Below are 25,436 nucleotides of genomic sequence, written 5' to 3' on the forward strand. Positions count from 1 at the left end.
TAATTGATCATCGGATTTCCATGTTCAGAGCGGCTTCTCAGCACAGCCCCTTTGCTTCATTTTCCTTCAGCACAGCCTTGAGTTCCGCAATTCCTTCCTCACACAGATCGTTGAAGGGCCTGCGGCAGTCACCCACCGGATAGCCCAGCAGGTTCACCGCCTTTTTAATGACCGTGTTGGGATTGCCGAACTTGAATACCCGCTGGAGGGTGGCCACCGCGTCCTGCATCTCCTGTGCCTTTTCCAGCTCCCCTGCCACGAAGTAATTGTAAATGGAAGCCAGAGCTTTGGGATACAAGTTGGCCCGGCCGGCGATACCGCCCGCACCTCCTTCTTTCAGACAGGTGAGGATAGAACCGTCATTACCAGCCAGTACGGCAAAGTTTTTGCCGATGTCCCGCGTCTGTTGGATATATGCCTTTAGGTTGTCAATGTCACCGCTGGAGTCCTTAGCCCCCATGATCACATCCACATCCTTGGCCAGCTTAGCTACCGTCTCCGGCAAAAGCTTGTTTCCGGTACGGGGCGGGATGTTGTAGAGGACAATGGGGATGTCCACATGCTTGGCCACCTCCGCATAGTGGTCATAAAGCTCCTTTTGGCTGGCCAGAGCGAAGCTCGGAGTAATGATGGACAGCACATCCGCCCCCATCTGTTCGGCCCGCTTGCTCATGTAAATGGTATCCCGTGTGGAGATGCAGCCCGTGCCGGCGTAGACAGGAACCCGGCCTTTTACTTGGTCGATGGTGGCCTCAAGAATCTCTTCCTTTTCCTTCATGCTCAGGATATAACCCTCGCCGTTGGTCCCGAAGGTGAACAAGCCGTGCACACCACCGGCAATCTGACGTTCAATTTGGTTACGCAGCTGGGAAAGGTTGACGCTCTCATCTTCCGGATTCATCGGTGTTACGATGGGAACCACAATCCCTTTTAGCTCTACTTGCTTCATGCTTCTTTCTCCTCTCGCTCCGCTGAACTTACAGGATCTGCTGATAAATTGCTCGGGCATCCTCCGGAGTGACTTCCCGCATGTTGTTGACCAGCAGGCGGGTCACCTCCATACCGGCTGCCACCAGGCCCTCCAGGTCTTCTCCCGATACGCCGAACTCCTTCAGACTGGTGGGGATGTCCAGGTGCTTTACGATCTTCTCCATCCACCCGATCATGTAAGCACTCTTTTCGTTCACCGTGGTGCAGGTGTGCTCTCCGTGGACACAGCGGTCATAGGCCTGAGCAAATTTTTCCCGGCACACAGGCTCATTAAATTTCATCACCGGCACCAGCAAGATGGCATTGGATACCCCGTGCGCAATGTGGTATTTGCCTCCCAGGGGGTAACTCAGCGCGTGAACAGCGGTAGTGCCCGAGGCCGTGATGGCTACTCCGGCCAGAAAACTGGCGATCTGCATCTTGTTTTTGGCATCCATCGCCTCAGGAGCATCACAGGCCGGTTCAATGTGGTTCAGGATCAGGTCCAGAGCCTCCATGGCAAACAGATCGCTGAAAGGATTGGCTTTGTTGCTGGTCCAGCACTCAATGGCGTGACACAGCGCGTCCACTCCAGTGGCAGCGGCAATCTTCCGGGGCAGCTTCTTGATCATGACTGCATCCAAAATGACATAGTCGGCAATCATTTCCTCGTTTACGATGCCTACCTTCAGTTCCTTTTCCGGCACAGCCACAATGGCATTGGGCGTGGCCTCGGCACCGGTGCCGGCAGTGGTGGGGATCATCAGGGTCTTGACATGCTTCTTGCCCAGAGAGGGGTCGTCCAGAAGATCCTTGATGGTATATTCCTCTGTGGCCAAAATACTGGAAAGCTTTGCCGTGTCCATGACGCTGCCGCCGCCTACCGCCACGATAAAGTCCGCGCCGCTGGCCTTGTAGGCGTCTACCAACGCCTGTGCCTGGGCATAGGTGGGTTCTGGAGGCAGGTCGTTTAAAATGACGCTCTCCACTTCGGCGGCCTGGATCTTTGCCATGGGATAATCCAATAATCCCGCGCTCTGGATGCCCTTATCCGTAAAGACGGCTACTTTCTTTACACCGTTTTTTTGCAGAATCACCTTTAGATTTTCCAGGGCGTCCTCGCCGCTGAAAATTTCATGGGGCATTTTCAGATTATACTTGGTCAGCATACCTCTTCCTCCTCCGTTTTCTGCAAACTCAATTTATCTTTGAGGTCCAAGAGCAGGCGGTCCGATCCGAATCCCCCGGACTTGGAGAGAATGGCATATTTTTTTCTTCGGTATTCGATCTGCGACAGGACTACGCCAGGGGCCAGTTCCCCCAGGGGGACCAGCTTATCCTGGCCGATCTGCTGCATGAAGGCAAGCAGCGTATCTCCACCCGTAACCAGTACCGTGGCCTCCAGTCCCAGGGACAGCAGCCGCTCCAGTACACCGCCCAGGGTGCGGGAAATCTGAGAACGGATCTGTTCCAAATTCATTCCCATTCCCTCGGCGCAGCGCCGGGTCCTGTCCTCCTCCCCAGTCTGGTTTCCTTCCACAACGGCCAGCGGAGCGTCTTTCAGCTGGTTCATCCACTCTGCGGTGACCCGCATTCCCTCCGAGCTGGATAGCCAGCCCTCGTCCAGCTTCTGCTCCGGCGTGAGCTGAATGCGGGGAGCTCCTGTACGCTGCACCTCGTCCAGCTGGCGCAGGGTAATGGGATTGATGCTGCCGCAGACAACCAGCAGCTTTTGGGGAATCGGCGGAAGCCGGGGTGGTGTTCCCTCCAGTTCCAGCAGGTCGGACAGCACGGATGCAAACCCTGCACAGCCCGCCATTATTTTCAGTTCTCCCCGAGCCTTTAGTTCCCTGGCAATTTCCTTCAGATTTTCATCGGTCGCCGAATCGTAAACCAAGATCCCCTGGGGGAAGCTCTTTGGTACGGTGGCTCCCATCAAAAAGGTGTGCACGGAACTCTGACTATGGATAATTTCTTCCAATTGGGAGCTGTGCACCGGCTCAAAAGGATCTTTCCCAAAAACGCTCTGTGCCACAGGTTCTCCCTCAATGTAATGCACTCCATTTACGGTGATGCGCCCCAGGAGAGGAAAGGCCGGAATAAAATGGAGGCTCTTTTGGCCGGAGGCATCCAACGCGGCAGTCAATTCACTTCCTATGTTGCCCCGCAGCCCAGAATCTGTCTTTTTGTAGATATAGGGTATTCCTGCCTCTACCGCAGCCCGGACGATTCCATAGACTGTCTGGTAGGCATCCTCCGCCGTCATATGCCTTGTTTCCGCATCTACAATCAAAACCTGGAGGTTGGGATCCATTTTTTCCAGCGTCTCAAAACAATGATCCGAGGCGATCTGAATCAGGGGCCCATTTGCTTTAAACTGTACACCCGTATCCATTGCTCCGGTAAAGTCATCTGCGATCACCAGCAGTTTGATCATAGCGGCACCTTCCAATAATGTTTCATTTTAGAACATATCAGGTAGCACGAAGGTTGTGCGATTTTAACTCATTTCCCAATAAAATGCTCTCTTTTTTTGTTATAATAAATATATAGCACTGGTTGCCCTCTTTTGCAACACTTTGTAAGATAAGAATAGTTTAAAAATGAAACAATTTTAAGGGAACGCCGCTCACTCGGGCTGGCAAGCAAAGGAAAGAAGGCCTCCGCACCCTTGCTGCAGTGCGGAGGCCTTCCTCTCCTGGTTGATGTGATTTGACAATCATACTGTCGTCACGCTGCGTTGGTTCTCTACAGGCCGCAGACAGGAAAGCAGTTCATTTCCCTTGACGTCCCTGCCATACACATGGTTTTCATCATACCGAAAACGAAATGATCTCTTCATTGCGGTCCATCATTTCCTGAAGCTCCTGCGGATGAATCGGATCTTTGATGCGGATATTGACCGTATATGCCACTTCTCCATCCCCTGACTTGCTGACAGAACAGTTACAGATGATTCCGCCTCTTGCCTCTAAGGAATGAAAAAGGTACTCCCGAAATTGCTTAGAATCCTGAAATCGCACCTTGATTTCCTGCAATGTAAAAGCGTCGTTTCCAATGTGAAAGCGGTGCATTAGAAATTGCTCGATCACAATTAAAGCGGTTCCGGAAATGCCGATGATATACATTCCGCTTCCAAGTGCCAATCCCACCGCGGCCGTTGTCCACAGTCCGGCCGCCGTTGTCAGCCCCTTGATGGATAGTCCGGTACGAAAAATAACGCCCGCCCCCAAAAAGCCAACTCCGCTGACCACCTGAGAAGCAATTCGCGAAGCATCTGCGCCATTTGTTCCAAAGAGATATCCCTCTGCCCCCTGCAAATCTGAAAATCCATATTTCGACACAATCATGATCAGCGCAGCTCCGCAGGCCACCATGCAGTGCGTGCGTACCCCCGCTTCTTTCAGCCTTTTGGACCGTTCAAATCCGATCAAGATGCCACAGATACTTGCCAAAACAATACGCAGAAAAAATTCCGCTTCCAGTATGTAGGGTATCACCCAATCTCACTCCTCTCGTACCGTCTTTACCCGCATAGCATCTCAAGCAATAAATCCCAGTTTAGTCCAGAAACATATGGTTCCAACTCTATCCGCCTTAACGATTCCATGTCTTCCCGCAGCAATCGCTTTCCCCGAAAGGCTTCCTCCAACGAGCCCAGCTCTTTCCTTCCGAAAAAATCCCCCGACAGCTTCAGATTTTGGATCCTCCCCTTTTCCATGGCAATCTCAATCCGAAGTATTCCAAAATCAAAGCGCTTTTCCTTCCTGATATCACACTTGGGAGAAGCTCCGTAATTCCAGTCCCATACCGCATAGCGGTTATCCCGCAGCTGCTGAATTGCCGCCAAATCTTCCGCGCTCAGCTGTACCGGCTGGGGAGCCGAGGCAAAGATCTCTTCTCGAACCGCAGCTTTAAACTGTGCCATAGTGATCGGCTGTGACAATTGCTCATTGATGGAAGTCACCCGGCTTCGTACCGACTTGATCCCCTTCGACACAATTTTGCTGTCCGGAACCAGGAGTACACGCGCCATGGTTTCTCTGTCGCAGTCGAGCAAAATACATCCGTGATGGAGCAGCCGCCCATCCCGAAGATACTGCGAGCTGCCCGAAATCTTTTGCCCCCGAATGGTCAGATCATTTCGCCCGGAGCTCTCCGCTGTCACACCCAGTTTCTTTAACGCGTTCAGCATCGGCCTGGTAAATGCCTCAAACCGAAATGCCTCCGCCCGGTCCTCATCCACAATAAAGGTATAGTTTAAATTTCCCAGATCATGATAGACCGCACCGCCTCCGGACAGGCGGCGCGCCACTCGAATTCCCTCTTTCTCCGCAAAGGACTGGTTCACTTCTTCCAGTGTATTTTGATACTTCCCTACAATCACCGCTTTGTCATTCTGCCAGAGAAGAAAATATTCTTTTTTCCTGTCCATATGAGAAAAAAAGTATTCTTCCATCGCCAAATTATAATAGGGGTCCACGCTCTTGCTTTCGTAAAACTCCATTGCGCCAACCCCCCAGTTCTTTATATTTATTACTAATATTATTGTGTATTTTGTGATATCATCATTATAGTTTTCCCTATATTATTTGTCAATGCTTAACATTATTTTTGATTTTCTAAATATCTTAAATAATTTATCGTTATATTTTAACTTTTAATATTACTAATATTTTATCTTTGTTTTTCTGCGTGTCCGCTTGTCCGTATGTCAAAGCAGCTGTTCCTCCGCTTCACACACCGGTCTTTTGCTGCGCCCCCCTGCCGCCGCACCAATCTCCGCCAGATCAAAACCCTCTCCCCCGTATTCAGGCAATAAAAAAACGCGGGCATTCGCCCGCGTTCACCACTTTTCCATCTGCAGCGTTTCTTTCAATCTCCGTGCCATTTCTTCATGGCCACGCCAATTGGGATGAACACCATCCAAATACAATTCATGCCGGATATGTCCATCCTCATCCAAAAAATCCCTGTAAAAGTCTACCGTCGCCACCCCAGCGCCTTTTGCAAAACAACGCAGCCATGTTTGATACTCCACCATCTTTGCCGCACTGTCTCGAAAATCAATCACGCCTTCCCATTTATCCGGCGCTCCAGCCCAGTCTACCGGCAGAGGGATCCCCACCAGCGGAGCAATTCCCTCCGCCTTCAGTTGATAACAAATCGCAGCCATGTTTGCTCTGGCTAGGGAATCTGTCCCCGAAAAAAATATGTCATTGCTGCCGCCCATCACCAAAACAGTACACGATCCGCCCGCCCCCCACTCCTCATGTACCGCTTCCAAAACGTCCCGGCGCAATCGCGCCAGCATTCCGCCTGTGGTGTCCCCACTGATCCCCCGGTTCACCACTGTCCAACCGCTCTCTTGCCGGAACAGAGTTGACCAGCACCTGGCGCTCTCTACCCCCGCGCCAAAGGTCAAACTGTCCCCCAAACAAATCATTTTCACAGTCTCAGCCCCCTTTCAGCGTTTTCAAAAGTATATCATACCTCCCCCTCTCTTTTCAATAATTAGTAATAAATATAACTGCAATATAAGCTTGACATTTTATATTTTAAATAATAAAATTTAAATATCGCAAAATATTCTTTATATTATGCAATTTTACAAGTAATAAATTTATAATAAAACGAAAGGGCAAAAGGGTCAGGTGCACAGAAATGAAAAATCTATATCTGTCTACATTTTGCGTAGGATTTCACGATTACGCTCAATTGGAACAGTGCATTCGTACCTTCACAGACTTTCCGGTCGGGGTAGAATTTGCCACCAGTTGGACCACCCCAAACTTTGACCAGGAACTGCTTCAGCAGATCCCGGTTTTTTCTCACCTGCCCATCACTCTCCACGCGCCCTTCGTGGAAGAATGCACCGCCCCAGGCAGCGCCGAAGAGGCCTTGATGGAGCAGGAATACACAAAAGCCTGCCGTCTCTACCACCAGTTCGGCGCCTCTTCCATGGTCATGCATACCCACGAAGGCAGCTTTCCCGCTGACCAGCACGCCTACTGGCGCGCCCGTTGCCTGGAGGTATTGTTGGACTGGACCGGCAGAATGCGGGAGCAAAACATCAACGTCACCGTGGAAAACGTGGGCTACCCCAAAAAGGACAACGTTCTATTTGATCAAGAACAGTTCCTGGACTTGTTTGACCATCTTCCCCAAGAGGTAGGCTGCCTAATCGACACCGGCCACGCCATTCTGAACCACTGGGACATCCCTGGCTTAATCCGAAGGATGGGGTCCCGCATAAAAGGCTATCACTTGAACAACAACGACGGCATCCACGACAGCCACTACCCCCTATATGATCCAGACGGGGTGTATTCCGCCAGCCAAATCGATGAAATCCTCCAAACCATCGCACAATATACCCCAGACGCCCATCTAATTTTGGAATACGCCCCCAATGGCCGCGCCACCACAGCGGTCATCCACCACGATCTTCAGCGGGTGGCGCACGTGACCGGGTCATTATAACCTCAACACAGCATTTACCCCGGCATCCGTTTCACCACGAAACAGATGCCGGGGTATTACTTTCTTATTTCCATACCGACCGGTTTTTTTCCGGCGGATTTCCCGTACTTCCTCGAACCACCAGCTGAGGATGGCATTCCACCTTATACCGCGGCATCACCCCAGAGATCAGTTCACTCCCCTGGGGCGGCTTAATCTTTTGGAACAGCACTTCCACTGCACTCCTGGCCAAAAGCTCCGTATGCTGATCCACAGTGGTCAGGGAAACGCCCGAAAGCCGGGAATAGAACAGGTTGTCAAACCCCAGAACCGACACATCCTCCGGCACCGAGATCCCCTGTTCCCGCAGGGAGTCCATCACGCCATAGGCAAGCATGTCATTGATGCACACGACCGCCGTGACCTCTTGGTCGCGGAGCTTCTCATTTCGTGCCAAAAGGTAACCAGCATGATAGTCGTTGAGCCGTTCTGCCAGCTTATCCGCTTCCGAATTGCTTTCAATGCACAGCACCAAATCATTTTCCGGCAGGTGCTGAGAAAAATAGCTCCGAAGGCCATTCAGCCGCTCTGTCCGGGCCGTATTCCGCTCCAAAGAGCTTGTCAGTACTGCAATCCGCTGGTGTCCCAGTTTATGCAGGTATTCCGCCGCCATCTGCCCCGCCAAGCGGTTATTCAGCTCCACAATATCCGTTGCCAGATCGGAGGTTCTGTCGCAAATTGTCACCATCGGAATTTTGGACGATACCTCTGCGAATGTCTTAGGATCATCTGGAGGCGACAGAAGGATGACCCCCGGATAATTGTTGCTGATCGCCATTTCCAGATACATCTTTTCCGCTTCGGCATTGTGATAGGTACAGCAGGAGATCACCTGGCACCCTCGTCCATAGCACACATCCTCAATGCTGCTCAGCATGGCAGTATAATAGGGGTTTGTCACGTTAGCCATCAGGACCATGATTGCCTTCGACCGCGGCTCTTGGCCCCCCGCCCGCTTTACTTTATAGTTCAATTGGGCAGCCGCCGCATAAACCCGGTTCATTGTCTCCTGTGAAAAAGTAGTGTTCCCACTCTGGTTCAAAATCAAGGAAACCGTAGTCTGAGAAACGCCAGCCAAACGCGCTACATCGTGCATGGTAACCGTTACTTTTTTCATCCTTCCACACCCTGTTCAACTTATCGTAATGTCCTTTTTCGGAAGGCGCGCTGAAAACCGCCGTTAAATATCGAATCAATTATACCATGTAATCAGACCGCTGTACAGATTGTGTGTCAGTTTTTGCCGTTTTCCCCTCATTTTCCCCTTTTATGTTATATATTTTTTACTTCAAAAAAGCATCCATCGGCTTTCCGTCGGCTTGGGGCAGCTGGATCCCCAACATCTTCGCGTAGGTGGGAGCTTCATCCACTACCAATCCCCGGTCCAACACCTTATTCTCCTGAAAATCCGGCCCCTTGGCTACAAAAACAGGCTGAGCCCCCAAATCCGGAAGATATCCATGGGTGGCTCTGCCAAAGCGGTAATCGCTTACGTCAAAATTCTGAACCAAAGGCCGCACCGCCCGGTCTCCAAAGGACGTGTAACCATCGCTTTCAATCACAAAGCTAAATTCACCTCTGAGATGCTCTTCCTCCCAGGCCTCCTCAGCCGTGAATACACGGCCAATCCCATACACACCTTCTTCCCGGAGTTCATTGAGAAGGCCATAGACTCTTTCCTTCAGTGCCGCATCCTCTGGATGTTTCAGATAGACATTGGAAGACATGGCATTGGAAAAACAATAGGCCTGCCAGTCTATTACCTTCCCATCCTCATCCACACGAATCAGGCCATGGTCTGCCAGCAGCACATTCAAATTGATCGCACGGCAAATATCCCGCTGTCCATGGTCACTGACCAAAACGAAATTGGTCTCCTGCTCCACGCCCGCAGCCCGGCATGCGTCCATCAGCTCTCCAATATAGCGGTCCAAATTCGCCCTGGCCTCATCCAAATAAGAGCTAAACACGCCGTGTGCATGCCGGTAAGAATCAAAGGTCCCCGTGTGTACAAACATAACCTGAGGCGCGTGCTCCCGAATCACATCCGCAGCCACATGAATAATAAAATCATCCACAACAGGCCACTGCATGAAGTTCTTTTTCCCGCCCTTTTCATAGCCTTTCGGCAAATATCGGGCATTGGCTTCAATAATGTCCAGCATTTCAGGGCTGGAACCGGCATCTGCGAAACTACTGCGCAATGTGTCACCCGGATTGGGCATCCAGTATTCCGCCATCAGCCAATCCACATTTTCATTTCCTGCCGTCACCGGCCATGAGATCGCCCCAGTGGTATACCCCGCCTTTTTTGCCGCAGAAAAAATATCTTCCACCTGAATCGGCTGACTGAACCACAGCCACTTGTCGTCCTTGTTGGTCGTGGTAAAGGAAAAATTACTGGTGATCCCATGTTTTCCCGCATAGCAGCCCGTCATCATCGACACATGGGCCGGATACGTCACCGACGGATATACCGTACGCATCCCGCCCGTCACCTCGCAGCCTCCAGCCAAATATTTCTGGAAGTTCGGCATTTTCCGCAAGGCCTCCACATCTTCACAAACCATAGCGTCCACAGAATAGACCAAAATACGCTTTTTCATACCGCTATCTCCCCGTGTATAAATTCACCAAACATATCCTGTCAGCGTCCCAAAGCCTTCGCCACCGCTTCCGACCAGCCTGCAAGCCGAGCATTTCGCTCGCTCTCATTCATTCTAGGCAAAAACCGCTGGGTTTCTCTGCGGCTTTCCAGCTCGTTCCAATCATACAACCCCATGGACACGCCCGCAAGCTGCCCCGCGCCCACGGCCACCAGTTCCTCATACCGGCCCAAAACCACCGGCAGATTCATAATATCGCTTTGGAACTGCACAAGATACCGATTCTTCGTAGGGCCGCCGGCCATACGTATCTCTTTTGCTCTTCCTCCAGCGTCCCGCTCCATAGCCCGAACGATATCCGCCACCTGATAGCCTATGCTCTCGATCCCAGCCCGGACCAATTCCGCCCGGCCCGTCAAGCGGCTCATTCCCACAAAGCAAGCAGCAGCCTTGTCATCCCAATACGGCGCTCCAATCCCCGTAAAAGCCGGGATCAAGTACGTTTTATCTTCCGGATTTGCCCGATTGGACAGCTCCTCCGTCTCTTCCGGCGTAGACACCAATCCCAGTCCATCCTTCAACCACGTGGTCACCGCCCCCGCATAATTGACGACGCCCTCCAGCGCATAAACGGTTTTGCCGTCTATCCTCCAGGCCACAGTGGTATTCAGGCCATTTTGGGACCAAAGAAGTGTATCCCCTACGTTCATCATAACGCAGGTGCCCGTACCATGCCCCGCCATACAATCTCCACGTTTCAAACAGCCATGTGCAAACAAAGCCGCATGGGAGTCCCCAATCACGCCACGAATGGGTACCGGGTTGTCCAAAAGTCCCCCCAAGTCCGTTTCCCCATACCCGTCATCCGAATCACAGACTTCAGGCAGCATCGACAAGGGCACGTGGAAAATGCGGCACAGCTCCGGGTCCCACTGCATACTGCGGATGTTAAACAGTTGGGTACGGGATGCATTGCTGCAGTCCGTTTTGTGCACCTTTCCTCCTGTCAGCTGCCAGATGGTCCAGCTGTCCATGGTCCCGGCACACAGTTCCCCTCTCTCCGCCTGTTCTCTGGCCCCTTCCACATGTTCCAACACCCAGGCAATTTTACCCGCTGAGAAAAATGGCGAGGGCACCAGCCCCGTCCGCATTCGGATCTCCGGATTATGTCCCTGCTCTCCAATACGGCGGCACAGCTGGGCAGCACGGTTGCACTGCCATACAATGGACTCACAAATGGGCTTGCCCGTTTTTCGATTCCAGAAAGCCACACTTTCCCGCTGGTTGGTAACCGCAACGCCAGCCAATTCCTTGGTATCAATCCCACTGTCCCGCACCACAGTTTGTGAGACTCGGATCACATTGCTGCCAATTTCCTCCGCGTCATGTCCGACCCACCCCTCAGAGCCAATAAGCTGTTTATGCGGCAGATCTCTTCGGATCACAAGCTGTCCCCATTTATCCAGCAAAACCGCTTTGGTCCCCTGTGTGCTCTGGTCAATGGCCAAAATATACGGTCCTTCCACAATGCGCTCCTTTCCCGTATCGGTCAAACGTCTCACAGCGTCTTAAAAATCAATTCATTGACGGCCGGCCACACCACCGCCGTGGATATTGCAGCCGCCACCGCCAGCACCAGCATCGCATAAGGCAGTACAGAAACAGGATACAGCAAAACAAACAAATAAAGCAGACCATACACTGCAGCCATCGCCAGCAATGTTCTGGGCAGCCGAACAAAAGAGAGCAGCACCCCGTTCCAAAGGCATCGAAAGAACGGAAGGTCACTGTCCGCCAGCAAAGGAACCAGGTAAACACTGACCATGGCAGCCAAAAAGACCGAGAGGCTCAAGCACAGCCACATTGCCGTCTGTCCCGCCGTATCCAGCCGCTGCGCTACAGCCCCGCTCCACAGCACAGTGAACAGATAAGCTCCCCCGATGACCTCCAGCTGAATCCCCCGCCAAAACTTGGCTTTGAATACATTCCAGAATTCCGCCCAGCACGCACAACCGCTTCGATCATCCGCCACTCTGGTCAGCACTCCGTTCATAGCCAGCAAGGCCGGCCCCACGGTAATAATCGGCAGAGAAGCTATTGTAAACAAAACATTGACCATCAGCAGGGTCTTCCATTCTTCCAGAAAGAGCCTTTTCAGCCGTGCAATCGTCTGCTCCATAATGGTTCTCCTTTTCTTTGCTCTGTCTTTAGGAGACTACAACATGCCCCAACGCAGGCCCTTCCGGAAGCACCGTAACCTCCCGAATTTTTTGGGTTTGGACATCATATGTGCCGTCTCCTGTCGTGGACACCCGAATCGCCCCATCGGCACAATTATAAAACACTTCAGCTCCCTGCGCCACATACCGCATTGCCACTGTACGGCTGCCCACGCTGTCAAACATTCCTACCGCAATTTTAGGAGACATCGTCTGGACATAATCCTTGCAATTGGAAGTATCTTTTCCGTGATGATTTATTTTTACCACATCACTGGCAATGTCAGTGCCGTATTTTTCCACCAAAGCCTGTTCCCCCGGAACGTACAAGTCCCCGCTGGTCCAAAAGCTGGACGCTCCATAGGTCAGGCGCATTGCAATGGAGGCATCATTGGCATCCAGATATCCTCCCGCCACCTGTTCGGTATCCCCCGGTGCCGGGCCATATACCCGAACCTCCACTTCCTGCCCCAGCGAAAAGCAGTCGCCTTCCGCAAGCGTCTGGCACGGGATCTCAAGCTCCTCTATCGTTTCTTTTACGTTCTGATAAGTGGCACTGTCATAGTCATGACCATTCAGATAGACCTGGCCAATGGGGAAATTTTCCGCCACCGTGGCAAAGCCCCCTACATGGTCCGCATGAGGATGGGACAGCACAAGAACATCAATCTTCTCCACTCCCATGGCTTTCAGCTGATCGGTCACTTCCTGTCCGCCATAGACATTTCCGCAATCCACCAACATCAAAGCGCCATCCGGAGCGGTATATACCGCACTATCCCCCGTGGTAACCGCATCCTCGCCCTCATCAAAAACCGCCCGAAGGTAAAGATACCGGGCCGTAAGCTTTCCCTCATCCTGTTGTGTGTCAAACACCAAATCGTAGTAGTCAGCCTCCTCCGCATGATCCGGATTTACTTCTTCCCGCAGAGAAGACGCCGTTTCCGGGGCAGATGCCGCATGTTCTTCCTCCTGGCCCACATCCCCGCAGGACACCAGAAGGGACCCAGCCAAAAGCAGAGCAGCCAATCCGATTCTTTTCACATCAGGAGCCTCCTTCCCATCTAAGAATTGAGGGCAGGGCTAAGCCCTGCCCTCAACTGGAAGCAATCAAATCTTCTTTTCCCTCTCGGATTACGGGTTGGAAATATTATATAGATCAATCGCTTCCTGAATGGCTTCTTCAGCCGTTTTCAGCGCTTCCTCCACATCTGCGTTGGGATCGCTGGCCACGGTCTCGATCGCAAGCTTATTCGCCGCCTCCATCTCGTTGGCAACGCCAATAAACGGGTTTCTGGCAGAGTCATCGGAAACCGCCAAGCTGTCATACACGGCAGAAACCGCCGGGAACGTCTCTTCCATATACTTCTGGTATCCCGCATCCTCGAACGCGTCGCTGTTGGGGGCCAAATATCCAGTGGAATAGGCAAAGTCAGCAGAATACTCGCCCTTGCTCATGAACTTTATAAATTCATAGGCTCCCTGCATTTTCCACTTATCGCCATTGTTTCCAATGAAAATACCCGTGCCGCCCGCAGGCTCACCAGTGCGCTTGCCCTCAGCAGTCACAGAGGGAAGAGGCATAATGCCAACTTCAAACTGTCCATCTACCGCAGTGAGAATCTTTGTGGTCATAGACACCACGCCCATGAACATGGCGCAGTCGCCAGAAGCAAACTGAGGAATGATCTCCGCCTGATAATCAGAACCATAGGGGATGGCCATCTTATTGGCATACAGCTCCTGATAGAAATTCAGCATAGACGCCACGGTATCATGTGCTGTTTGATCCTCTGAATACAGGCACTGGGTGATCCGCCCGGAATATCCATTATCATTGTCATAGAGCTGGACACCCTCGCGTCCCACCACAGCGTTGAAATAGAAGCCGCTGGGATGGAAGCCGATGCCGTAGGTGGTCCGTCCCTCGCTAATCAGCTTCTCGCTGACTGCGTAGACATCTTCCAGGCTCTTAATGTCCGCAGGATCGATCCCCGCTTCCTTCATCATAGTGGCATTGTAATAAACTCCGCCATAGCTGTACCCGTTGGGATAGCCAATCAGGTTTCCATCACCATCGCTGTATGCAGCTTTCAGGGATCCATAGGTATCTTCCAGCTCGGGCCAGCCTTCCTCATCCTTGTCAATAAACTCCTGGATGGGAATGCAATATTCCGCATCTGCGGCAACGCCTACCCGCTGGACGGCCAGGTTAAACAAAGAGGGCAAATCTGCAGGCGCCGTGGACTGGATCTTTGCATTCAGCTCGCTCTCATTCCCCTGGTAAATGATCGACACCTTATAGTCCGACTGGCTGGCATTAAACGCATCAATCGTTCTTTGCAGATATTCCACATTGGCCTTTCCGTAGTTGGTCCACCAGACTACCTCTACCACACCATCCGGTTTTTCCTCCTGCTGATTCGACTGTGCCTGACTTGAGGAGGCAGAACTCGTAGCACTTCCAGATTCGCTCGATCCTCCGCATCCAACGAGACCCAGCAGCAACGCAAGTGACAACGCAGCGGCAATCATCTTTTTCATACAGTCGCCCTTCCTTCCTAAAAAGTTGTTGTTTTGAGTGGAAAATTTATGGTTGCGTGGTTCTGTTTATCCTTCCTCACCCGATCCTTAAGCTAAGACCGGGTAAGGACATGGGCTGCAAAAAAGTTTGGAGACACGATATTCCGGCTGTCCGTTCAGATCATGAAACACAAACCGCTCAGACACCAGGCGTTCCTCATCAGAGCAATTCTTTTCCATGGCAACCGCAGTAACGGCTCTTGTATACCGCAGATCATGTACTATATGGCCAAACAGCTGCTCTCCATAACCAGCGCCCTGAAGCTGCGGCAGCACAAAGATCCGGCTCACAAGCGCAATCTGCGCCGGCAGTTCCTCCGCTTGTCCCAGCCGGACAAACCCACAGGGCTTTCCGTGCAGGAATCCTATGGCCGCAGCTTTGGGCCACTTCTCAAGCAGTGCTTCCATTTCCCGGAAAAACGTTTCCCGGCAAAAAGGGACCCCTCTCTGCAAAGAATCCATTTCTTCCAGCTCTGCAAGCACTTCTCCTTGATCAGAGAGCCGTACCGGATAGATCGCCATATTCAAATCCTCGGCCCGCCGCCCCATCCAGGTATTATGCAATCGCTCCGGCAAATGCGAGAAATCATTTAGAAAGAGGATGTGCACCTCTCCGTCTGTCCCAATCTCCAACAGACTGACCGATGTATTCTCCCCCAGCTTCAGACTTCTCATCTGCTGGATGGGTCTGCCCAAGAGCAGGCATTGGGCGGCCCGAATCGCAGAGGAATGGGACACGACCAAGGCAGTTGCCTTTTCACCCACGTCATCCGCAATTCGTTTTAACCCTTCAATAAGCCTGCGTCCCGTATCCGCAAAGCTGCTTGCTCCCGGCGTATCCAGATCCCACGGTGTCTCCCTCCAGCGGCGATACTGTTCCGGATAATCCTGAGCAATGTTACCCCAGGCCATATCTTCCCAGATCCCCGTTGTAATTTCTCTCAGCAAGATGCTGACTCGAACCGTCAGGCCATGGTCGCATGCAATGGGCTCCGCTGTCTTCAGCGCCCGAAACGCATCGCTGGAATACACCGCATCAAGAGGTACGTCCCGAAATCTGCGCCGCAGCATTTCGCTTTGTTCATAGCCTCTTACGGTCACCAGCGCTTCCACAAGACCTTGCGTCCGCCTGCAAGCGTTTCCCTCTGACTCGCAATGCCTCACCAGGTAAATTCTTGCCACACGGCTTCCTCCGTTTCAAGCCGCACATCCGCGGCTTCTCTATCGGCAGTCTTCCTTCTCACCCTCCCTCTTCTTCCACCAGATGCAAGAAATAAACTACGCATCCCACAGCTTGCCTGTCACGTCCGCGCCACAGCCAATCCATCGGCCAGGGCGCATTTTGCCTCAGCTTTCATTCTACCCGCAATTTCCTTCCCTTCACCTCTTTCAAATTTCTTAGCCCTTCAGGCCACCGGATGTCATGCCTTTGATGATATAATCCTGTCCGAAAATATAAATCAACACACTGGGTACAATGGCAATCACGGCGCCCGCCAAAATGTGGCCATAATTTACTACATCTGCCGTGACCAGATAAGAAATCCCAATCTGAATGGTCCGCATTTCATCTTCACTGGTTACCAGCATCGGCCAGAAGTATTGATTATAGATCTGCACGAACAGATAGATCGCCAGAGAAAAAATCGTGGGAATCGACAAAGGCACTGCGATCCGGAACAGAAACCCCATATCACCACAGCCATCCAGCACTGCCGCTTCCTTGTAATCCTTGGGAAGCGTCATAAAATATTGCCGCATCAAAAAGATCGCAGTACCAGAAATCAAAGACGGCAGCACCAGTCCCAGGTAGGTATCAACCAGCTTCATATTCTGGATGGTCACGTAATTGGTGATCACTACGACTTCGCCCGGGATCATGGTTGTGATCAAAATCAGCGTAAACAGCAAGTTTTTCCCAGGAAATTTAAAAAATACAAATCCATAGGCCGCCAGGCAGGAGATAATGATCTGTGCAAAAATGCAAACCAGGCAAACCACAGCGGAATTTTTCAAATAATGCAGGATCGGTATTTCCCGAAACACTTGGAGATAGCTTTCAAAGGTGGGGTTGGTGGTAATCAATTTTAAGGGATAGGTCATCAGCTCCTGGTCCGTCTGGAGCGAAAAGCACACTCCAATGATCAGCGGAGATATAAACAGCACACCAACGATGGTCTTAACGAAAAAAATGGCGATCTCTTTTGCTCTCTTCTTTTGATGAAGCGTCATCACTGATAATGCACCACCTTTTTCTCCAGGGCAAACTGAATTCTTGTAAAGAAGAAAATCATCCCGAACAAGAACAGTGCCTGGACACATGCTGTTTCAAACCGCCCATTGATAATTGCATTTTCATAAATGTAGTAAATCAGCGTTTTCGTCTGATTGGCCGGACCGCCCTGCGTCAGCAGCCGGATCTGAGCAAAGCTTTTGAAGGAGCTTCCAATATTCAGAAACAGTACAAAGAATATCTGCGGTGAGGCCATCGGGATGATAATATCCTTGATCCGCCGGAAGGGGCCCGCGCCATCCAGCAGGGCACTCTCCAGCAGATCTTCCGGGACATTCCGGAATCCCACCAGCAAAAAGATGAAACTGACGCCAATGTGCATCCAGATCGTCATGGCACACACCGACCACACCGCATAAGGCATCTCATTTGTCCAAGCAATCTCCGGACCACCCAGCAGATTGTTCAGCAGGCCATTTTTCTGCCGATAAATAAACAAAAAGATCGCGGCAGCGGGAGAAGACGCTATGGCCATCGGCAAGGCATACATGGTCTGATATACCTTGGAAAACCGCACGCGTTTGGTCGCCATAAGTGCAAAGATCATTGCGATGCAGAAGGTAAACACCAAATTGATGGCTGCCATTTTCAGCGTAACCACTACTACATCCCAAAAAGAATCTTTGGTCAGCACTCTCGTCCAATTCCCAAGTCCCACCCACTGTGTAAAGTTACCCTGTTTATTGGTCAGTGCAAAGGACAGCACGATGGTCTTAATAAACGGGTAAAATGTAAACAAGGTAAACAGGGCCATCGCCGGAAAGATCAGCAAATAAGGCAGCGGTTTGACCCGCTTCAGCCTTCTTTCCTCCCCCGACTTCAGCTGGTATCTCTTCAACAAGTCTTACCCCTCCTCTTTGAGCAACTAGTTTCCACGGACAAACGCTCCATCCTCAAGCCAGGATGGGGTAAGGACACGGAGGCGAAAACAATTCCAACACCATTCGGTCCTGGAAGCCCCTCATGGGGACAAAGGTAAAACGCTCCATCACGCGCTGCTCCTCCGCCGTCCGGGGAATCTGGATCGTCAACCGGCGTTTCCCCTGGTACCGGAACACGTGGGCAGCATAGCCAAACAGCTGCTCGGTATAGCCTCTGTTCTGCAATTCCGGGAGCACAAACATCGTCCGAATATGGCCGCAATCACAGGGCATCTCCGCTTCCTTCTCCATCCAGACAAACCCCACAGGCTTCCCCTTCAAGCGGCAGAGCGCCAGATATTCCGGATTGCTTTTGATCAATTCCTCCGCCTCAGCCAACCAGGTCTTTTCGTCAAACACAGCACCAGAAGCGTTTGATTGGCTTGCCCAGCTCCGGGCCAGGTCAAGCAGGCACTGCGTTTCTTGCGAAAGATCTACGGGATCCACCGCCATATTCACGTCGTCCCCAGCCACACCGCTCCAGGCCCGGCACAGTTCCGGCGGAAGGTGGGAACAATCGTTCATGTACTCCACCGAAAATCGTCCGTCTTCGTCCACATGGATCAGGCTCACCGAGGTATTATCTCCGTGCCCCACCACCTTCACATCGGACAAAGGCCGTCCCAATATGGAGCACAGCCCCGCTTTGATCGTGCAGGAATGGGACACGCACAGGGCGGTTCCTTCCCCCACCTCCCTGGCAATACGCCGCAGGCCAAAGACCAGCCGGTCCGCAGCTTGCTGAAACGTGCTGGCTCCAGGCGTTGTGTGGGCCCACGGGTGTTCCTCCCAATCCCGGCTGGCCTGAGGATATTCCTGTGCAATATTGCCCCAGGCCATATCCTCCCACACTCCAGTGGTAATCTCTCTCAAATGAATCCGGACCCGAATGGGCAGCCCTCTTTCTTTCGCAATGGGTTCCAAGGTCAGGATCGAACGATAGGCATCGCTGGAATAAAGCCCATCAATGGCAATCCCCTGAAAGCGGCGGCGGAGCGCTTCGCTTTGCAAATAACCTTTTGTGGTAACCAGCGCATCTGTCTGGGCCTGCGTACGGCGGCACGCGTTTCCTTCCGATTCACAATGCCGGATCAAATAAATCTTCGCCATGGAAGCGCTCCCCCCTCCGTCTTTAAATATTACTAATATTTTTTCGTTTTATTTCACTAATGTACCTCGTATTTTACACAATACCGTCGGATTAGTCAAGGTTTTCGTGCAAATTATATAATAAAGTCCTTGTAAAATTTTTTGTATATTACTAATTTAACAAAACTTTACATGTAAAGTCCGCCGTTTACATTCATGGCATCTCCCGTGACATAATCCGACAGATCGCTGGCATAGAACAGCACCGCGTTGGCAATGTCTTCTGCTGTCCCATAGCGCCCCAGAGGAATGTAGGTTTTGGGATCCTTGTGGGACCAGGACAGGCTCTCTCCCATGGGGGTCAAAATATTACCAGGGCATACCGCATTCGACGTGATATGATAAGCCGCACCGTGAAGCGCGAAGCATTTGCTCAGATTTAAAATTCCCGCCTTTGCTGCAGCATAGGAGGCATCCGAGCTCCGGCCTCCCCGCAGCGCAGCCAGCGAGGACATATGTACCAGCTTTCCATAGTTTTGTTCTTTCATAATTCCAAACACGGCCTGGGTACAAAAAAACATCGCCTTCAAGTCAATGTTCATAATTTTGTCCCAGCCCTCCGGTACAATTTCCTCAATGGGAGTGGAGCCTGTGATCCCCGCATTGTTGACCCACACGTCAATCCGGCCAAACAATCCGCAGATCTCCGCCACCGTTTCTTTGATGTGGTCAAAATCGGCCACATTAAACCGGTACCCTCTGGCTTCCCCGCCCTGGGCTTTGATGTCCTCTACCACCTTCCGGACCGCTTCCATATCAATATCCGTGACAATCACCTTAGCTCCAAACTCCGCAAGCCGACGGGCAACCGCCTCACCGATCCCTCGTCCAGAACCGGTCACGACAGCCACCTTGTCTCTCATCAACAGATGGTCCATGTAACACTCTCCTTTCTCAAACGAATGGGGTCCGCGCAAGCTGCCGTCTGGCATTCAGCCTTTATGCACGGCAGCGCCAAAGGCATCCAGCGCAGCCTCCCGCACCATCTCCGCCAAAGACGGGTGAGCCACGATCATTTGCCGCCACTGCTCCACAGTCAGCCTCTGATCCACCGCCAGCGCGCCAAACGCAATTAGCTCAGAAGCATTTTCCCCCACAATTGTCACGCCCAGCGTTTGTTTGGTTGCCTTGTCCATCACCACAAACACCTTGCCGGAGGCTCCCTCCGCCAGCGCCATTCCGTTTGCGGAATAATCAAACGTCCCCAGCACCGGTTCAAACCCCTGCCGCTCCGCTTCCACGGTGTTTAACCCCACCGAAGCAAAGCAAGGAATGGTATAGATACAGCTGGGAACAGAAGGCAACTGTTCCGGCAGTTTTCCGGTCAAAATGTGAGTCAGAGCGGTCTCTCCCTCCGCATAAGCCACATGCGCCAGCTGGATGCCACCCGTCACATCGCCAATGGCATAGACGCCTTCCAAATTGGTACGTTGGGCTTTATCCACCTGAATATAATTCTTTTCATCAAGCTTCAGCCCAATTGCCTGTGCATCGATTCCGCTCAGATTGGCTTTTCGTCCCACCGCCATCAGGACTTGGTCTGCTTCCACATCGCCGCGGCTTCCATCCCGTTCATAGACGACTCGAAACGCAGTGCCCCTTTTTTCCACCTGAAGCACCTTGCCCCCCGTTATGATGCGGACGCCCGCTTTTTGCAGCGCAGCCGCCACCAGCGCGACTGCCTCCGTTTGCTCTCGGGGCAGCAGAGCCGGCAGCATTTCAATAACAGTCACTTCCGTGCCATACATGGCAAATGTGCAGGCAATCTCCAGTCCGATCACTCCGCCGCCCACAATCACCATCCGGCGGGGAAGCTGCTTAAAACTAAGCACCTCTCTGCTGCCAATGGTCCATTCATGGCCCGGAAAGGGGATGGTCGCCGGAACTGACCCAGTGGCTATTACCACATTTTTTCCCTGATAAACCTGCCCGTTACAGCGAACCGTCCGGTTTTCTCCCAAAACCGCCTCCCCCGTCACAATGGAAACTCCATGCTTTTTCAGAAGAAACTGCACGCCGCCCACAAGCTTTTGTACTACTTGTGCTTTTCCGTTCTGGATCTTCTGGAAGCTAAAAAGACCTGGATCCCGGAAAATTTCTCGTTCCGTCAACGACCGGACCTTTTCCAAGGCCACCGCTTTGTCCACCAGATACTTTGTGGGAATGCATCCTTCATTCAGGCAAACGCCCCCCAGATGTTCCTTTTCAAACAAAGCCACCTTGAGCCCATTTTTGGCCGCGGCAATCGCCAGAGAATACCCCCCTGGGCCACCGCCCACTACCAAAACGTCATATGTTTCCACAGCATGTCCTCCTCAGCCCAACATGAGCACCGGATTTTCCATCAGCAGCTTGAGCTCCCTCAGGAACTTCGCCCCATAGGCGCCATCGATCATGCGATGATCAAAGGACCCGGTCACGATCATCGTATGAACCGGTACAAACTTCTCTCCATCCCATACCGGCCGCACCAGGATACTGCCTACCGCCAAAATGCAGCTCTCCGGGGGATTTACGATTGCCGTAAACCGCTCCACATCGAACATTCCCAAATTGGAAATGGTCACGCTTCCGCACCCCATATCGCCGGGAGCCAACCGGCCGCCTCGGGCTTTCTCAACCATTTGATGATACTGCTGTGCGATCTGTTCCAGCCCCATCGTGTCAATTCCCTTGACCACCGGCACCAGCAGCGCATCCTCCAGGCCTACAGCAAGTCCGATATTGGTATGCCGATAAATCCGGATCTCGCCCTGCTCATAGCGGGCTCTGACCAGGCGGAATTTTTGGGCCGCTGCCGCAATCGCTTTGGCCATGATGTCGTTGTAGGATACCTTAATGCCCCGTTTTTCCTGGTAATCCTTTTTCAGGGCCATGCAGGCCTCCATATTGATCTCAACTGTACACTGCCAGGCGGGAATATTCTGCGTGGATTCCAGCATCCGCCGTCCAATCACTTCCCGAACCTTCGTCATGTCCAGAACTTCATATTCAGCCTCAGGTATCCGGTCCTGCCGCACAGTCTCAGGGGCAGAAGCCGGGACAGCACCCTTCGCTTCAGCAGCACGTACATCCCGCCGGGTAATGATTTTCCCGTTAGCCGGAGTGATTTCCGCCAAATTCACTCCCAGCTCTCGGGCCAGCATCTTGGCATTTGGCATAGCAGGCCATTTGTGCCTGGTTTCGCAGGGGGCTGTGCCATTTCGCAGGATCGGTACATACTCTTCCTCGTCCGGCTCTTGACCGGCAGCTGCAGCGGTCTCCGCGGCCGCCGCACGTTCCAGGGGAGCTGGCCCGGCAGCAGCACGGCTTTCTCCCGTATCGACCAGCACCAGCACATCGCCCGAGCGCACGTCATCGCCCGCCTTAACCTTGATCTCTTGTACCACTCCTGCCAAATAACTTTCCACCGGAAGCACCGCTTTGTCCGTTTCCACTTCCAGCAGCAGGTCGCCCCGTTTGATTCGGTCGCCTACCTTTACCCGCACATCGGTCACCCGCGCGGCATCGGTGGTCTGTCCGGCCGCCGGCATCTTGATCGCGCGAGCGGTCTGTTCCGCCTGGGAAGAGCACTGCGCCCCCTCAGTCTTTGCCACAGGGTCAGCGGCGGCAGCATCTTTTTTTACCGCAGGACCACCGTCTCGTACATAGGCCCCCCGATCCGCCTCAGAGCCAACCACAACCAGCACATCGCCCGAGCGTACGTCATCGCCTTCTTCCACCAGTACGTCCAGGATCACACCTGCAGCATAACTCTCCACGGGCAAAATCGCTTTATCTGTCTCAGCTTCTATCAAAACATCGCCTCGTTTGACCGAGTCCCCAGTCTTCACTTTTATGCTGGTAATCCGGGCCTCATCGGTGGTCTGCCCGGCAGCCGGCATTTTGATCCGCTGAATCATAGTCAATTCCCCCCCTATTTATAATTTCGCCAATTTGCGGGCCCGCTCAATGAGCCGCTGGACGGAGGGAATGACAAACTGTTCCAGGGGCGGAGAGAAGGGAATGGGGGTATCTGCAGCTCCCAGCCGTTCAATGGGCGCATCCAATAGTGTAATGGCATGTTCCGCCACATACGATCCCAACTGCGCACCCCAGCCGCAATTATAGTGGTCCTCATGAACAATCATAAGTTTTCCGGTCTTTTCCAGAGAAGTCAGCACCGTATCATAGTCAAAGGGGACCAAACTTCTGGGGTCAATAATTTCACAACTGATCCCCTCTTTTTCCAGAACCTCGGCCGCCTCCATCGCCCGGTACCACATCAGCAAGTTGGCTACAATGGTGATATCCTTTCCTTCCCGACGGATCGCAGCTTTCCCAAAGGGAACGGTATAATCCCCATCAGGCACTTCCCCCGCAGAACTCAGCTGCCCGGCTTCCTTTCGCGCTCCGCCATAGAGCAGCTTATGTTCAAAGACCAATACCGGGTTGTCATCCCGGATCGCCTGCTTCATCATCCCTTTGGCATCATAGGCCGTAGAGGGGCAGATCACCTTAAGTCCGGGCACATGTACAAAATAACTCTCCAAGCTCTGGGCATGCTGGGCTCCACGGTTCGTAGCGCCGCAAGGAGCCCGCATAACCATAGGAACCGAGACCTGTCCATTGGACATATATCGCATTTTGGCCGCTTGGTTCACCAACTGGTCCATCATGCAAAATAGGAAATCGCCATATTGCAGATCCGCCACCGGACGCATCCCCGCCATGGCCGAGCCCACACAAACGCCGGCAATCATAATTTCGGAAATGGGCGTATTGATCACACGCGCTTCCCCCACCGGAACCGGTTTGCCTCCAAAGCCCTTATCATCCGCAGAACGGACATTGGCTCCGAATTCATCCCCCAGCCCCTTTGTGACAGTAAAAGCACCGCCCATGCCGCCCGGTATATCTTCATCTTCTCCAATACAATATACCGAAGGATCCCTGCGCATCTCTTCCGCAATCGCGCTCTTCAGTGCATCCGCAATCGACATCACAGCCATCTGTCATTCTCCCCCTTAAATACATGAACCAGTGCGTCCTCATTTGCCGGGAAGGGTGCGTTCTTCGCATATTCCACGGCATCTTCAATTTCCTGCTCAATGGCACGCTCTTGTGCTTCTAATTCCGCTTCCTCAATGATGCCCTCCTCCAAGATCCGCTTCCTGAAGTTGGTCACCGGGTCTTTTGCAAACCACTCCGCTTCCTCTTCCTTGGGCCGGTAGCCGCACGCATCATTGCGGGAATGGCCACCATGGCGGTATGTCTTCAGTTCCAAAATCGTGGGTCCTTCCCCAGCGCGAGCCCGCTGGATAGCTCTGCCCGCGGCCTCATTGACAGCCAGCACATCGTTTCCATCCACTACCTCGCTGGGAATACCATAAATAGCGGCCCGGTCGGCAGCGACATTTTCCAGTGCACAAGTCAGCTGGATGGAAGTCGTCGCTGAGTACAGGTTATTTTCACAAACGAAAATAACCGGCAGCTTCCACAGCCCGGCCACATTCATGGTCTCATGGTAAGACCCCTCATTGCTGGCTCCATCGCCAAAGAAGCATACAACCACATTCTTCTTCTTTTGCATCTTGAAGGCCAACGCCGCTCCCGCCGCAATGGGCAGGTTTCCTCCGACAATGGCATTGGCAACCATGGCGCCTACCGATATGTCGCCGGTATGCATGGCACCGCCCTTCCCGCCGCAGCAGCCCTCCGCCTTTCCAAACATTTCACACATCATGGCCTTGACGCTTATGCCCTTGGCGATATCATGTCCAGCAGGCCGGTGGGTGGAGGCCATCCAATCCTCACGCTCCAGGTCGTACAGCATCCCCACCGCACTGGCCTCTTCCCCGGTGCTTTGATGGATGGTACCCGGCATGATCCCTTCCAGAAACAGGTAGTAAATGCTCTCCTCATACTTTCGGATCTCGTACATTTTTTTATACATTCCAAGGGCCTTTTCCCTGGACGGAAACTTGCTCATAATAATACCCTCCCACTCATTTGTTTCCCAACTTCTTCCATGCTGCACGTTTTCTTTCGAAATTTATTACTAATATTTTTTATCGCTTCTACATCAGAAGTATAATTCTATTCGTTTTTATTGTCAATATCGTCACGAAATAAAAGTGATCTGTTTCTATTTTTTGTCTAATATTTTTTCCAGATTTTTTCATTTTTTGTTGTT

At 52.3% G+C, this 25,436-nt stretch carries 22 protein-coding genes; 1 reads left to right on the forward strand and 21 read right to left on the reverse strand.

Translation table 11 applies throughout. The features are described 5' to 3' along the window. Nucleotides 1-37 precede the first annotated feature (37 nt). The 6 genes from dapA to ACTQ3R_RS10170 all read right to left on the reverse strand — a co-directional run bounded on the left by dapA (nt 38) and on the right by ACTQ3R_RS10170 (nt 6,415). Nucleotides 38-949, reverse strand: a complete 912-nt coding sequence (dapA, locus tag ACTQ3R_RS10145) for a 4-hydroxy-tetrahydrodipicolinate synthase (protein WP_441779132.1) — start codon at nt 947-949, stop codon at nt 38-40. A 28-nt stretch (nt 950-977) separates the two neighbouring features. Then, nucleotides 978-2,138 carry an iron-containing alcohol dehydrogenase gene (locus tag ACTQ3R_RS10150; protein ID WP_441779133.1) on the reverse strand — a complete coding sequence of 387 codons (1,161 nt, stop codon included), beginning with the start codon at nt 2,136-2,138 and terminating at the stop codon, nt 978-980. Continuing rightward, nucleotides 2,132-3,406 (reverse strand): four-carbon acid sugar kinase family protein, encoded by a 1,275-nt coding sequence (locus ACTQ3R_RS10155; protein WP_441779134.1) that lies wholly within the window; start codon nt 3,404-3,406, stop codon nt 2,132-2,134. The genes ACTQ3R_RS10150 and ACTQ3R_RS10155 overlap by 7 nt, the downstream gene beginning before the upstream one ends. Nucleotides 3,407-3,782: 376 nt before the next feature. Further along, a complete protein-coding gene (locus ACTQ3R_RS10160; RefSeq protein WP_441779135.1) occupies nt 3,783-4,469 on the reverse strand; it encodes an MgtC/SapB family protein in 687 nt (228 codons plus the stop codon). A gap of 26 nt (nt 4,470-4,495) precedes the next feature. Beyond that, complete coding sequence (locus ACTQ3R_RS10165) at nt 4,496-5,476, reverse strand: lipoate--protein ligase (protein ID WP_441779136.1); 981 nt, start codon at nt 5,474-5,476, stop codon at nt 4,496-4,498. A gap of 339 nt (nt 5,477-5,815) precedes the next feature. Next, the gene (locus ACTQ3R_RS10170; RefSeq protein WP_441779193.1) at nt 5,816-6,415 is read right to left on the reverse strand and encodes a GDSL-type esterase/lipase family protein; all 600 of its coding nucleotides are present in this window, start codon (nt 6,413-6,415) and stop codon (nt 5,816-5,818) included. Between the two features lie 218 nt (nt 6,416-6,633). On the opposite strand from ACTQ3R_RS10170, the gene ACTQ3R_RS10175 reads away from it, so the two are divergent. Then, complete coding sequence (locus ACTQ3R_RS10175) at nt 6,634-7,452, forward strand: sugar phosphate isomerase/epimerase family protein (protein ID WP_441779137.1); 819 nt, start codon at nt 6,634-6,636, stop codon at nt 7,450-7,452. Nucleotides 7,453-7,516: 64 nt separating this feature from the next. On the opposite strand, the gene ACTQ3R_RS10180 is transcribed toward ACTQ3R_RS10175, so the two are convergent. From ACTQ3R_RS10180 to ACTQ3R_RS10250, 15 genes are all read right to left on the reverse strand, one after another. Then, nucleotides 7,517-8,608 carry a LacI family DNA-binding transcriptional regulator gene (locus tag ACTQ3R_RS10180; RefSeq protein ID WP_441779138.1) on the reverse strand — a complete coding sequence of 364 codons (1,092 nt, stop codon included), beginning with the start codon at nt 8,606-8,608 and terminating at the stop codon, nt 7,517-7,519. 166 nt (nt 8,609-8,774) lie between these two features. Continuing rightward, a complete protein-coding gene (locus ACTQ3R_RS10185; RefSeq protein ID WP_441779139.1) occupies nt 8,775-10,097 on the reverse strand; it encodes an alkaline phosphatase family protein in 1,323 nt (440 codons plus the stop codon). 41 nt (nt 10,098-10,138) lie between these two features. Next, nucleotides 10,139-11,623 (reverse strand): FGGY family carbohydrate kinase, encoded by a 1,485-nt coding sequence (locus ACTQ3R_RS10190; protein WP_441779140.1) that lies wholly within the window; start codon nt 11,621-11,623, stop codon nt 10,139-10,141. Between the two features lie 32 nt (nt 11,624-11,655). Next, nucleotides 11,656-12,276 carry a DUF624 domain-containing protein gene (locus tag ACTQ3R_RS10195; RefSeq protein ID WP_441779141.1) on the reverse strand — a complete coding sequence of 207 codons (621 nt, stop codon included), beginning with the start codon at nt 12,274-12,276 and terminating at the stop codon, nt 11,656-11,658. A 28-nt stretch (nt 12,277-12,304) separates the two neighbouring features. After that, nucleotides 12,305-13,360, reverse strand: a complete 1,056-nt coding sequence (locus ACTQ3R_RS10200; protein ID WP_441779142.1) for a ComEC/Rec2 family competence protein — start codon at nt 13,358-13,360, stop codon at nt 12,305-12,307. A gap of 90 nt (nt 13,361-13,450) precedes the next feature. Then, entirely contained in the window at nt 13,451-14,860 is a 1,410-nt protein-coding gene (locus ACTQ3R_RS10205; protein ID WP_441779143.1) for an extracellular solute-binding protein, read from the reverse strand. A gap of 87 nt (nt 14,861-14,947) precedes the next feature. Further along, the gene (locus ACTQ3R_RS10210; RefSeq protein ID WP_441779144.1) at nt 14,948-16,081 is read right to left on the reverse strand and encodes a GNAT family N-acetyltransferase; all 1,134 of its coding nucleotides are present in this window, start codon (nt 16,079-16,081) and stop codon (nt 14,948-14,950) included. Nucleotides 16,082-16,297: 216 nt separating this feature from the next. After that, nucleotides 16,298-17,221 (reverse strand): carbohydrate ABC transporter permease, encoded by a 924-nt coding sequence (locus ACTQ3R_RS10215; protein WP_441779145.1) that lies wholly within the window; start codon nt 17,219-17,221, stop codon nt 16,298-16,300. Then, a complete protein-coding gene (locus tag ACTQ3R_RS10220) occupies nt 17,131-18,033 on the reverse strand; it encodes a carbohydrate ABC transporter permease (RefSeq protein WP_441779146.1) in 903 nt (300 codons plus the stop codon). Before ACTQ3R_RS10220 ends, ACTQ3R_RS10215 begins: the two co-directional genes overlap by 91 nt. Before the next feature lie 52 nt (nt 18,034-18,085). Beyond that, nucleotides 18,086-19,222: a GNAT family N-acetyltransferase gene (locus ACTQ3R_RS10225; RefSeq protein ID WP_441779147.1), complete on the reverse strand. Its 1,137-nt coding sequence runs from the start codon at nt 19,220-19,222 to the stop codon at nt 18,086-18,088. Between the two features lie 167 nt (nt 19,223-19,389). Then, nucleotides 19,390-20,139 carry an SDR family NAD(P)-dependent oxidoreductase gene (locus ACTQ3R_RS10230; RefSeq protein ID WP_441779148.1) on the reverse strand — a complete coding sequence of 250 codons (750 nt, stop codon included), beginning with the start codon at nt 20,137-20,139 and terminating at the stop codon, nt 19,390-19,392. A 54-nt stretch (nt 20,140-20,193) separates the two neighbouring features. Next, nucleotides 20,194-21,564, reverse strand: coding sequence for a dihydrolipoyl dehydrogenase (lpdA, locus tag ACTQ3R_RS10235; RefSeq protein ID WP_441779149.1), 1,371 nt, complete (start codon nt 21,562-21,564; stop codon nt 20,194-20,196). Between the two features lie 12 nt (nt 21,565-21,576). Continuing rightward, nucleotides 21,577-23,163 carry a 2-oxo acid dehydrogenase subunit E2 gene (locus ACTQ3R_RS10240; protein ID WP_441779150.1) on the reverse strand — a complete coding sequence of 529 codons (1,587 nt, stop codon included), beginning with the start codon at nt 23,161-23,163 and terminating at the stop codon, nt 21,577-21,579. Between the two features lie 18 nt (nt 23,164-23,181). Beyond that, nucleotides 23,182-24,252, reverse strand: a complete 1,071-nt coding sequence (locus ACTQ3R_RS10245) for an alpha-ketoacid dehydrogenase subunit beta (RefSeq protein WP_441779151.1) — start codon at nt 24,250-24,252, stop codon at nt 23,182-23,184. Continuing rightward, nucleotides 24,243-25,232, reverse strand: coding sequence for a thiamine pyrophosphate-dependent dehydrogenase E1 component subunit alpha (locus tag ACTQ3R_RS10250; RefSeq protein WP_441779152.1), 990 nt, complete (start codon nt 25,230-25,232; stop codon nt 24,243-24,245). The genes ACTQ3R_RS10245 and ACTQ3R_RS10250 overlap by 10 nt, the downstream gene beginning before the upstream one ends. Nucleotides 25,233-25,436 lie beyond the last annotated feature (204 nt).

Source organism: Lawsonibacter sp. LCP25S3_E2, from assembly GCF_052117285.1.
Lineage (GTDB): Bacteria > Bacillota > Clostridia > Oscillospirales > Oscillospiraceae > Lawsonibacter.

Coding starts and splice junctions, on each gene's coding strand:
- ACTQ3R_RS10205 (WP_441779143.1), bottom strand. CDS start 14,860: ATGAAAAAGATGATTGCCGCTGCGTTGTCACTTGCGTTGCTGCTGGGT.
- ACTQ3R_RS10175 (WP_441779137.1), top strand. CDS start 6,634: ATGAAAAATCTATATCTGTCTACATTTTGCGTAGGATTTCACGATTAC.
- ACTQ3R_RS10185 (WP_441779139.1), bottom strand. CDS start 10,097: ATGAAAAAGCGTATTTTGGTCTATTCTGTGGACGCTATGGTTTGTGAA.
- dapA (WP_441779132.1), bottom strand. CDS start 949: ATGAAGCAAGTAGAGCTAAAAGGGATTGTGGTTCCCATCGTAACACCG.
- ACTQ3R_RS10225 (WP_441779147.1), bottom strand. CDS start 19,222: ATGGCGAAGATTTATTTGATCCGGCATTGTGAATCGGAAGGAAACGCG.
- ACTQ3R_RS10150 (WP_441779133.1), bottom strand. CDS start 2,138: ATGCTGACCAAGTATAATCTGAAAATGCCCCATGAAATTTTCAGCGGC.
- ACTQ3R_RS10180 (WP_441779138.1), bottom strand. CDS start 8,608: ATGAAAAAAGTAACGGTTACCATGCACGATGTAGCGCGTTTGGCTGGC.
- ACTQ3R_RS10170 (WP_441779193.1), bottom strand. CDS start 6,415: ATGATTTGTTTGGGGGACAGTTTGACCTTTGGCGCGGGGGTAGAGAGC.
- ACTQ3R_RS10215 (WP_441779145.1), bottom strand. CDS start 17,221: ATGTGTCCAGGCACTGTTCTTGTTCGGGATGATTTTCTTCTTTACAAG.
- ACTQ3R_RS10155 (WP_441779134.1), bottom strand. CDS start 3,406: ATGATCAAACTGCTGGTGATCGCAGATGACTTTACCGGAGCAATGGAT.
- ACTQ3R_RS10165 (WP_441779136.1), bottom strand. CDS start 5,476: ATGGAGTTTTACGAAAGCAAGAGCGTGGACCCCTATTATAATTTGGCG.
- ACTQ3R_RS10245 (WP_441779151.1), bottom strand. CDS start 24,252: ATGGCTGTGATGTCGATTGCGGATGCACTGAAGAGCGCGATTGCGGAA.
- ACTQ3R_RS10240 (WP_441779150.1), bottom strand. CDS start 23,163: ATGATTCAGCGGATCAAAATGCCGGCTGCCGGGCAGACCACCGATGAG.
- ACTQ3R_RS10230 (WP_441779148.1), bottom strand. CDS start 20,139: ATGGACCATCTGTTGATGAGAGACAAGGTGGCTGTCGTGACCGGTTCT.
- ACTQ3R_RS10250 (WP_441779152.1), bottom strand. CDS start 25,232: ATGAGCAAGTTTCCGTCCAGGGAAAAGGCCCTTGGAATGTATAAAAAA.
- ACTQ3R_RS10195 (WP_441779141.1), bottom strand. CDS start 12,276: ATGGAGCAGACGATTGCACGGCTGAAAAGGCTCTTTCTGGAAGAATGG.